This window comes from Streptomyces sp. NPDC051322 (assembly GCF_040689485.1).
Classification (GTDB): domain Bacteria; phylum Actinomycetota; class Actinomycetes; order Streptomycetales; family Streptomycetaceae; genus Streptomyces.
Window position 1 is genome coordinate 1 of the sequence record NZ_JBFBAK010000029.1, and the last position, 3,952, is coordinate 3,952.

Consider the following 3,952-nt stretch of genomic DNA (forward strand, 5'->3'; position numbering starts at 1 on the left):
AGGCTTCCTGCACAACTACAACTACCATCGCTGCCATACCGCACTCGGAGGCCGGCCCCCCGTCACCCGCGTCAACAACCCTGCGGGTCAATACATCTAGCGGTTAGTCTGTCCTGATGATTCGCCACGCCACCGCAGCCGATGTGCCCGAGATCCACGCGATGGTCCGGGAGCTCGCCGAGTACGAGAAGGCTCTGGACGAGGCGCGCGCCACCGAGGCCCAGCTGCACGAGGCACTGTTCGGTGAGCGCCCGGCGGCGTTCGCCTTCATCGCCGAGACGCCGGAGGGCGAGACCGCCGGCTTCGCCCTGTGGTTCCTCAACTTCTCCACCTGGCGTGGCGTGCACGGCATCTACCTGGAGGACCTGTATGTACGCCCGCAGCTGCGCGGCGGCGGCTACGGCAAGGCGCTGCTGAAGGAACTGGCACGGACCTGCGTGGAGCGGGGTTACGAGCGCCTGGAGTGGTCCGTACTGAACTGGAACGAGCCGTCGATCAACTTCTACCGTGCGCTGGGGGCCCGGCCGCAGGACGAGTGGTCGGTCTACCGCCTCACCGACGGGGCGCTGGCGGCGCTGGGGGCGTGACCCTCAGCGGGTGAGGGCCTCCGCGGCTGCCGCCTCGCTCCGGCGCGGGGAGTGCGCGGACACCAGCAGCACCGCGATCGCCGCGCCCACCAGCATGATCAGCGCGGCCCAGCCGGTCGCCACGGTGAAACCGTGCACCACGCCGCTCTTCACCAGCTGTGCCCTCTCCGGCTTGCTGGTCGCGCCCGGCAGCCGGCCGGCCAGCCAGTCGGCGGTGGTGGTGGTCGCGATGGTGTTGAGCAGTGCCGTACCGATGGAGCCGCCGATCTGCTGGGCGGTGTTCACGGACGCCGAGGTGACGCCGGAGTCCCGCTGGGCCACCCCGGCGGTGGCCGTCGCCATCACCGGCATGAAGGTCAGGCCCATCCCGACGCCGATCAGCAGGGTGCCCGGGAGGACGTGGGTGACGTAGCTGGAGTGCGTGCCGATGAAGGTCAGGCTGAACATCCCGCAGGCGCCGATCAGCAGCCCCGGCCCCATCAGCAGCCGCGGCGGTACTCGGTGCAGCAGCCGCGCCGCCACCTGGGTGGACGTAAGAATGATCAGTGCGGACATCGGCAGGAAGGCGAGGCCGCTCCGGATGGGGCTGTAGCCGAGGATGGTCTGAAGGTAGTACGTCATGAAGAGAAAAAGACCGAACAGTCCGATCATCGCCAGACACATGGTGAGCATCGAGCCGCCGCGGTCCCGGTTCCCGATGATGTGCAGCGGCAGCAGCGGCCGCTCGGCGCGCGTCTGCCACCAGGTGAAGACGGCCAGCAGGACGACACCGCCGATGAGCAGCCCGAGCACCAGCCGGGAGCTCCAGCCGTGCGCCTGGGCCTCGCTCAGCCCGTAGACGATGGCGACGAGGCCGCCGCAGCCGAGGATCACGCCGGGGATGTCCAGCGTGACCTCCCGGTGGCCTGCCCGGTCGTGCAGCAGCGCGGAGGCGCCGAAGACGGCGAGCACCGCGATGGGCACATTGACGTACAGACACCACCGCCAGTCGAGGTACTCGGTGAGGATGCCGCCGAGCAGCAGCCCGATGGCGGCGCCCGAACCGGCGATCGCGCCATAGATGCCGAACGCCTTCGCGCGGTCCCTGCCGTCGGAGAAGGTGGTGGTGAGCAGCGAGAGCGCGGACGGCGCCAGGACCGCGGCGAAAACGCCCTGGAGGGCGCGGGCGCCGAAGAGCATGGACCCGTTGACGGCCGCGCCGCCGATGGCCGACGCGGCGGCGAAGCCGATGAGCCCGATGACGAAGGTGCGTTTACGGCCGACGAGGTCGGCGATCCGGCCGCCGAGCAGCAGCAGCCCGCCGAACGCCAGGGTGTATGCGGTGATGACCCACTGGCGGTTGGCGTCGGTGAGGCCCAGATCGCGCTGTGCGGACGGCAGCGCGATGTTCACGATGGTGGCGTCGAGAACCACCATCAACTGGGCCGTCGCGATGACGGCCAGGCCCCACCAACGGTGCGGGTCTGGTCCGCTCGTTTCCGGGGCGCCAGGGGGTCCCGGAGGAGATATCGCCGGGTCGCTCATCGCTCCAGGAGACCACAGAACGGTACATTTCGCCCCGGTGGGCCCTCCTCGCGGGCCACGCTGCCACCTATCGGCTTTCGGCCGTTCTGGCGCCGCCGCCCAGGGCGCCGTAGGCCGCGCGCCGGATCACCTCGTACGCCGCTTCGGCCGCCGGGACGGCCTCGGTGGGCCCGGTGAAACCGTCACCTATGACAGTGATCCGGTGCATGGCCCGTCCCCTTTTCAATGAACTTTGACGAAGTTTCGAACCGACCGCAATGAACGATTCCTGCCAACGGGACCGAATTCGGTGACGCGGATGTGGCAGGGGAATGGTCACGATGTCAGAGGTGTAGGTCACCATGGGAGGTATGGCAGCGAGGAGCGGTGCGAAGAGGACACCACTGGTGAGGCGGCCGGAAGTTCGGCTCCCGCCACTCAGCCCATTTCGGGGCACGGACTTGAGCCGGACGGCGATTATGACGGACTTGAATTCACCTCGCAGAATTTCACCGGCCAGTCGGGCGCCGGGGCACGCTTCATGGACTGCGCCCTCAAGGAGTGCGTGCTGGACGGCACGGAGCTGGTGCGTTCCCGCTTCATCGACTGCATACTGACCGGCCCCCGGGGAGTCGGCACCGACTTCGCGGGCACCGCACTGCGCGACGTCGAAGTCCGGGACGCCCGGCTCGGCGGCGTCCAGATGCACGGCGCGGTGCTGGAGCGGGTGGTGGTGCGCGGCGGGAAGATCGACTACCTGAACCTGCGCGAGGCGCGCCTCAAGGACGTCGTCTTCGAGAGCTGCGTGCTCTCCGAGCCGGACTTCGGCGGCGCCCGGCTCGAGCGGGTCGAGTTCGTCGGCTGCTCACTGCGCCGGGTGGACTTCTCCGGGGTCGCGATGAAGGACGTGGACCTGCGCACGGCCTCCGAGCTCGATATCGCCCGCGGCGTGGAGCGACTGTCCGGGGCGGTGATCAGCCCCGCCCAACTGCTGGCACTGGCACCGGCATTCGCCGCGCAGGTGGGGGTACGGGTGGAGGCGGCCGGGGGGTAGCCGCCTGCGGCGGTGGCTTTCGGGGCTCCGCCCCACGCTTGCACGCGCAGGCACATTCAAGGCGACGCAGGCCAAAAGCAAGCCCCTCCGGCGTTTGAGGAGCCGGGGTCCTTGAGGAGCCGGGGTCCGGGGCGGGAGCCCCCAAAGGCCCGCCGCAGGCGCCCCCTACAGCCGTGGAAACCGCGCCTGCAGATCCCACACCACCGGATTATCCGCCAGCCCCCCATGCATGTCCGCCAGATCCGCGACAAGATCATGCAGAAAATCCCGCGCCTCCCGCCGCAGCACCGCATGCCCGAACGTCAGTGGTGCCTCGTCCGCCGGCATCCAGTCCGCTGCCACGTCCACCCACCCGAACCGCCGCTCGAAAAGCATCCGGTCCGAGGACTCGGTGAAGTCCAGTTCCGCGTGCTGCGGCCGCGACGCGCGGTTACCGCGCGGGTCCCGGTCGACCTGCTCGACGATGTCGCAGAGCGCCCAGGCGAAGTCGAGCACCGGCACCCATCCCCAGGCTGTGGACACCTCGCGGTCCGTCCTGGTGTCCGCGAGATAGACGTCACCGCAGAACAGGTCGTGGCGCAGCGCGTGGACGTCCGCGCGCCGGTAGTCGGTCTGCGGGGGGTCGGGGAAGCGCCGGGAGAGGGAGTAGCCGATGTCGAGCACGGTTCGATGGTGTCACGCGGCGGGGAGGGGCAGGACCGGCCCGGCCCTCTTAGTACTCCAGCCGTAGATCGTGACTGGGCTTGTGCCTCATGCTCTCCGTGGCTTACGAGGCTTGTTCCAGTTGCCGTGTGGTCGGTTTCGTTCC

Annotated in this window: 4 protein-coding genes and 1 pseudogene; 2 read left to right on the forward strand and 3 right to left on the reverse strand. The window is 69.2% G+C overall.

Annotated features, from left to right (window positions below):
• The first annotated feature begins 116 nt into the window (after positions 1-116).
• Positions 117-587 (forward strand): GNAT family N-acetyltransferase, encoded by a 471-nt coding sequence (locus AB0436_RS30480; RefSeq protein ID WP_366471163.1) that lies wholly within the window; start codon positions 117-119, stop codon positions 585-587.
• 3 nt (positions 588-590) lie between these two features.
• On the opposite strand, the gene AB0436_RS30485 is transcribed toward AB0436_RS30480, so the two are convergent.
• Both AB0436_RS30485 and AB0436_RS30490 read right to left on the reverse strand, forming a co-directional pair.
• The gene (locus tag AB0436_RS30485) at positions 591-2,111 is read right to left on the reverse strand and encodes an MFS transporter (protein ID WP_366471164.1); all 1,521 of its coding nucleotides are present in this window, start codon (positions 2,109-2,111) and stop codon (positions 591-593) included.
• A 67-nt stretch (positions 2,112-2,178) separates the two neighbouring features.
• On the reverse strand, positions 2,179-2,319 hold the full coding sequence (locus AB0436_RS30490) for a hypothetical protein (RefSeq protein WP_366471166.1): 141 nt from the start codon (positions 2,317-2,319) through the stop codon (positions 2,179-2,181).
• A 133-nt stretch (positions 2,320-2,452) separates the two neighbouring features.
• On the opposite strand from AB0436_RS30490, the pseudogene AB0436_RS30495 reads away from it, so the two are divergent.
• Positions 2,453-3,144: pseudogene (locus AB0436_RS30495) on the forward strand (pentapeptide repeat-containing protein).
• 165 nt (positions 3,145-3,309) lie between these two features.
• Here AB0436_RS30495 and AB0436_RS30500 read toward each other — a convergent pair.
• The gene (locus AB0436_RS30500) at positions 3,310-3,807 is read right to left on the reverse strand and encodes a hypothetical protein (protein ID WP_366471167.1); all 498 of its coding nucleotides are present in this window, start codon (positions 3,805-3,807) and stop codon (positions 3,310-3,312) included.
• Positions 3,808-3,952: the final 145 nt, after the last annotated feature.

Excerpts from the sequence above, each read along its gene's own strand:
- AB0436_RS30480 (WP_366471163.1), top strand. The coding sequence starts at position 117 with ATGATTCGCCACGCCACCGCAGCCGATGTGCCCGAGATCCACGCGATG.
- AB0436_RS30485 (WP_366471164.1), bottom strand. The coding sequence starts at position 2,111 with ATGAGCGACCCGGCGATATCTCCTCCGGGACCCCCTGGCGCCCCGGAA.
- AB0436_RS30490 (WP_366471166.1), bottom strand. The coding sequence starts at position 2,319 with ATGCACCGGATCACTGTCATAGGTGACGGTTTCACCGGGCCCACCGAG.